5 protein-coding genes and 1 pseudogene are annotated in these 4750 nt (G+C 70.7%); 5 read left to right on the plus strand and 1 reads right to left on the minus strand.

Annotated features, from left to right (window positions below; all coding sequences use genetic code 11):
* The 5 genes from ACOJTC_RS12720 to ACOJTC_RS12740 all read left to right on the plus strand — a co-directional run.
* On the plus strand, positions 1-618 hold a 618-nt coding region (locus ACOJTC_RS12720), incomplete at its 5' end, for an amino acid ABC transporter permease (protein WP_420117005.1).
* Positions 615-1367 (plus strand): amino acid ABC transporter ATP-binding protein, encoded by a 753-nt coding sequence (locus tag ACOJTC_RS12725; RefSeq protein WP_420117006.1) that lies wholly within the window; start codon positions 615-617, stop codon positions 1365-1367. The genes ACOJTC_RS12720 and ACOJTC_RS12725, both read left to right, overlap by 4 nt.
* Entirely contained in the window at positions 1364-2584 is a 1221-nt protein-coding gene (locus ACOJTC_RS12730) for an alanine racemase (protein ID WP_420117007.1), read from the plus strand. The genes ACOJTC_RS12725 and ACOJTC_RS12730 overlap by 4 nt, the downstream gene beginning before the upstream one ends.
* Positions 2585-2719: 135 nt before the next feature.
* Positions 2720-3364, plus strand: a complete 645-nt coding sequence (locus tag ACOJTC_RS12735) for a bifunctional 4-hydroxy-2-oxoglutarate aldolase/2-dehydro-3-deoxy-phosphogluconate aldolase (RefSeq protein ID WP_420117008.1) — start codon at positions 2720-2722, stop codon at positions 3362-3364.
* Positions 3361-4329 carry a sugar kinase gene (locus ACOJTC_RS12740; RefSeq protein WP_420117009.1) on the plus strand — a complete coding sequence of 323 codons (969 nt, stop codon included), beginning with the start codon at positions 3361-3363 and terminating at the stop codon, positions 4327-4329. Before ACOJTC_RS12735 ends, ACOJTC_RS12740 begins: the two co-directional genes overlap by 4 nt.
* 76 nt (positions 4330-4405) lie before the next feature.
* Here the strand turns inward: ACOJTC_RS12740 and ACOJTC_RS12745 are convergent.
* Positions 4406-4750: pseudogene (locus ACOJTC_RS12745) on the minus strand (MoxR family ATPase); the annotation flags it as partial.

Below are 4750 nucleotides of genomic sequence, written 5' to 3' on the forward strand. Positions count from 1 at the left end.
CCCCTGCTGCTAAACGGCCGGGTCACGACCCTGCGGCTGTCGGTCGTCTCGGCCGTCGCGGCCACGGGGATGGGTCTTATCGCCGCGGCCGCGCGGACCTCCCGCGTCCCGGTCGTCAGCCAGCTCTCGCTGCTCTACACCGAAGTGTTCCGCGGCTCGCCGCTGCTTATCACCCTGCTGTTCGTCTACTTCGGCGCCTCCGGTTTCGGTGTCGACCTCAATCTGTTCGTCGCCGCCGTCGTCGGTTTGAGCATCTACGAGGGCGCTTACATCGGCGAGATCTTCCGTTCGGGCATCGAAGCCGTCCCGCCCGGGCAGCTCGAGGTCAGTCGTGTCCTGGGCTTCGGCCCGGTCGGCACCTTCGCCCACGTGGTTATGCCGCAGACCCGGCGCGTCGCCCTGCCCCCGCTCGTCGGCCAGTACATCGCCCTGGTCAAGGACAGCTCCATCGCGTTCATGATCGGACTCCCCGAACTGATGAAGCAGGGCCAGTCGATCGTCGACCGCATCGGACAACCGGTCGTGGTCTACCCGTTCGTCGCCGCCTTGTATTTCGCCGTCTGCTACCCCGCCTCGCTGTGGGTGCGCAATCTCGAGAAGAGGAACCAGTTCGCATGACGACACCCGCGTCCACCTCCGGCGACTTCCAGATCGAACTGCGTCACGTGGCCAAGTCTTTCGGGCCGACCACCGTCCTGCGCGACGTCAGTCTCGCCGTCAAGCGGGGCGAAGTGCTGTGCCTGATCGGTGCGTCCGGATCCGGGAAGAGCACCGTCCTGCGCATCATGAGCGGCCTGGAGGCCGCGGACGGTGGCGAGGTCTGGGTCAACCAGGTGCCGCTGCACGACCAGCGCCGGGCCAAGGAGATCCGCGGCCACATCGGCATGGTCTTCCAGCAGTTCAACCTGTTCCCGCACAAGACCGCGCTGGGCAACGTGACCCTGGCCCTGACCAAAGTCCGCAAGCTGAGCGCTAAGGACGCCGAGGCCCGCGGCCGGGACGCGCTGGCCAAGGTCGGGCTGTCCGACCGGGCTGACAACTACCCGTCCCAGCTGTCCGGTGGTCAGCAGCAGCGGGTGGCGATCGCTCGCGCCCTCGCGATGGAACCGAGCATCATGTTCTTCGACGAGGCCACCTCGGCGCTCGACCCCGAACTGGTCGGTGAGGTCATGCAGGTCATGCGCGGTCTGGCGGCCGAGGGGATGACGATGGTCGTGGTCACCCACGAGATGCGGTTCGCCCAGGACACCGGTGACCACGTCGTCTTCATGGACGGCGGGGTCATCGTCGAGGAGGGCTCGCCCGACACCGTTTTCGACAACCCGCAGAACCCACGCACGCAGCAGTTCCTGGCCCGCAGCCGATGACGGGCGACCGGGTGCTCTCCGCGGCCGACAAGGGCATCCCGGCCTGCGCAGTGGGACGCACCGTTGCGCAGTTCCTGGCCGCCGGCCCGACCATCGACGAGTTCAGCACGCCGCTGCTGGTCCTGCATCGGACGCACCTGCAACACAACATCGCGACCCTGCAGTCGTGGGTCGACCGGCGCGGCCTGGAACTCATGCCCCACGGCAAGACGACGATGGCGCCGGCGCTGTGGAGTCGGCAGATCGCGGCCGGTGCGACCGGCCTGACCCTGGCCACCCCGTGGCAGGTCCGGGTCGCCCGGTCCCACGGCTTCGACACTGTGCAACTGGCCAATGCTCTCGTCGAGCCGGCCGCCATCCGCTGGGCGCATTCCGAGGTGTCGTCGGGGCTGTCGTTGACGACCTGGGTCGACTCCGTGGCCGCGGTCGACGCCCTGGAACGGGTGCTGGGCCCGCAGCAGGTGAAGATGGACGTACTCGTCGAACTGGGCGCCACCGGTGGCCGGACGGGAGCCCGTTCGATCGGGACCGCCATGGAGATCGCCCAGCGGGCCGCTCGGTCCGCAACCGTCCGGCTCGCAGGTGTGGCCGGCTACGAGGGCGCCGTCGCGCACGACCGCACCACGGACTCGCTCGCTGCGGTCGGTCGGTACCTGGCCGAGATGCTAGACCTGCACGCGCTTCTGGGGCCGCTGTACGAGGTCGACCGGCCCATCGTCACCGCCGGTGGGAGCGCGTACTTCGACCTGGTCGCCGACGCGTTCGCACCAGTCCGCGGCACCGTGCCGCACACCCGTTTCGTCCTGCGTTCCGGGGCCTACATCACGCACGACGAAGGGTTCTACGCCGGGATCTCCCCGTTGGCGTCAACGCGCTACGGTGCGGGTGACGACCGTCTGATCGCCGCCGCCCGGGGTCTGGCCCGGGTGCTCTCCCGCCCCGAGCCCGGCCTGGCGCTGCTCGACGCCGGCAAACGCGACCTTCCCTACGACGAGGGGCTGCCTGTTCCCCTCGGCTGCGGCGGCCGCGTCACCGCACTGAACGATCAGCACACCTTCCTGCGTGCCGACCAGCCGCTGCCGCTGGCGGTCGGGGACGTCGTCCCGCTCGGGTTGTCGCACCCCTGCACGATGTTCGACAAATGGCGACTGCTGCCCGTCGTCGACAGCTGGGAGCTCGACGCCCCGGTCGTCGAGCTCATCGACACCTGCTTCTGACCCTCACCCCCGCGACTTGGTCAAGACCGCCGCTGTTTTCTCGCGGAGGCGGCGTGTTGCGCCCAGTCGCACGCTCCGGACATCCCCGCTGCCGGTGCCGACCGATACGACCACCGATCCCGAAGGACTCCTCCAGTGCCCACCCGTCTCGATGTCCCCCCGACCCTGCGCGGTGGTGTCGTCGCCGTGCTGCGAGCGGACGCCGCCGACCGCTACGCGCCCGTGGTCCGGGTGCTCGCCGACAGCGGCATCTGCTCGATCGAGCTGACCATGAGCACGCCCGGCACCCTCGACGTGCTGACCGATCTGCGTGCGCAGATCGCCGGCAGCAAAGCTGATCTCGGCGTCGGAACGGTGCCGGACGTCGCCACGGCCCGCCAGGCGCTCGACCTGGGCGCCGACTTCCTGGTCACCCCGGCCGTCGACACCGCCATCGTCGAGGCCGCGGTGGACCGGGGGGTACCCGTCTACCCGGGTGCACTCACCCCCACCGAAGTGAGCACGGCATGGCGGGCCGGCGCCACCGCCGTCAAGCTCTTCCCCGCATCCACCGTCGGGCCGTCCTACCTGTCGCACCTGCGCGGGCCGTTCCCGCACATCCCGATCCTGCCGTCCGGTGGATTCGGAGTCGCCGAGATCCCGGTGTGGATGGGGGCGGGCGCGATCGCGGTGAGCATGGGATCGTCGCTGCTCGGCGACGCGCTGCGCGGCGGAAGCCTGACCGACCTGGCCCGGCGGTGCCGCGACGCGGTCGCCGCGACCGGCGCGTCCCGCCCATGACACCTCGGCCGTCCCGGGGCGGCGTGCTGACCACGGGGGAGAGCCTGGGGCTGATCGTCACCGACGGGCCCCTCCACGAACGGCGGACCCGCGTCGGTTTCGGCGGGGCCGAATCCAACGTCGCCATCGCCCTCACCCGGCTCGGTACACCCGTGAGCTGGATCGGCCGGATCGGCGACGACGCGTTCGGCGACCTCATCGAGCGGGAGCTGCGCGCCGAAGGCGTTGCCACCACCGCCCTGCGCTGCACCACCCACGCCACCGGACTGATGGTCAAGGAACGCCGCGCCTTCGGTCGCAGCCGTGTCCGCTACTACCGGTCGACCAGTGCCGCGACCACCCTGACCGCCGACGACATCCCCGACGACGTCCTGCGGTCGTCCGCGACCGTGCACCTGACCGGGATCACCGCCGCCATCTCGCCCGCCGCCCGCGCCGCCGTCCTCGACATCGCCCACCGCGCCGGCGATGTCGGCGTGCCCGTCTCCTTCGACCTGAACTACCGCAGCCAACTCTGGGACCGCCCGACCGCCGCCGCGTTCTACGCGCGCATCCTGCCGCTGGTCGACGTCGTCTTCGCCGGCGACGACGAGGCGCGCATCGTCGTCGGCGACCACGCCGACCCGGCCACCCTGGCCCGGGCGTTGCGAGACCTCGGGCCGCGGGAGGCCGTGATCAAGCTCGGCGCGGCCGGCGCGGTGGCGTCCGACGCGAACGGCACCGAGCGGCAGGAGGCCCTGGCCGTCACCGCCGTCGACACCGTCGGTGCGGGCGACGGATTCGTCGCCGGCTATCTCAGCGAACGCCTGCAGGGAGCGTCCATGCGGGGATGCCTGGTCACCGGTGTCCAGGTCGGTGCATTCGCCTGCCTCGGTGCCGGCGACTGGGAATCGATGCCCCGACGCAGCGATTTGCTGCTGGTGGACCAGAACGGGGCCGCGGCGGCCGAGGTGGTCGACCGCTGATCCGCTCCTGCGTAGGGCGTCTCCGGCGAGCTGTGCGCAATCGGGCTGCTGACGCGCAGATCGTGTCAATCCGTCCTCAGGGCCGCAGCAGCCGGTCCAGCGCCAGCCGCACCCGGTCGACGTCCTCCCGGTACTTCACCAGCGCCCCGAGAGTGGCCGAGGCGGAGGCCAGATCGAGTTCGGCAGCGCCGAGGTGGTGCAGGGCCCGCGCCCAGTCCAGGGTCTCGGCCACCCCGGGTGGTTTCTGCAGGCCCTCGTCCCGGCGCAGTCGCTGGACGACCTCGACCACCTGGCGGCGCAGCGTCTGCGACACCTCGGGGGCGCGGGACCGGGCGATGCGGACCTCCTGCTCCAGGTCCGGGTGGTCGATCCAGTGGTACAGACACCGGCGCTTGAGCGCGTCGTGCAGCTCACGGGTGCG

Source organism: Micromonospora sp. (assembly GCF_048594385.1).
Lineage (GTDB): Bacteria > Actinomycetota > Actinomycetes > Mycobacteriales > Micromonosporaceae > Micromonospora > Micromonospora wenchangensis.

Coding starts and splice junctions, on each gene's coding strand:
- ACOJTC_RS12725 (WP_420117006.1), top strand. CDS start 615: ATGACGACACCCGCGTCCACCTCCGGCGACTTCCAGATCGAACTGCGT.
- ACOJTC_RS12730 (WP_420117007.1), top strand. CDS start 1,364: ATGACGGGCGACCGGGTGCTCTCCGCGGCCGACAAGGGCATCCCGGCC.
- ACOJTC_RS12740 (WP_420117009.1), top strand. CDS start 3,361: ATGACACCTCGGCCGTCCCGGGGCGGCGTGCTGACCACGGGGGAGAGC.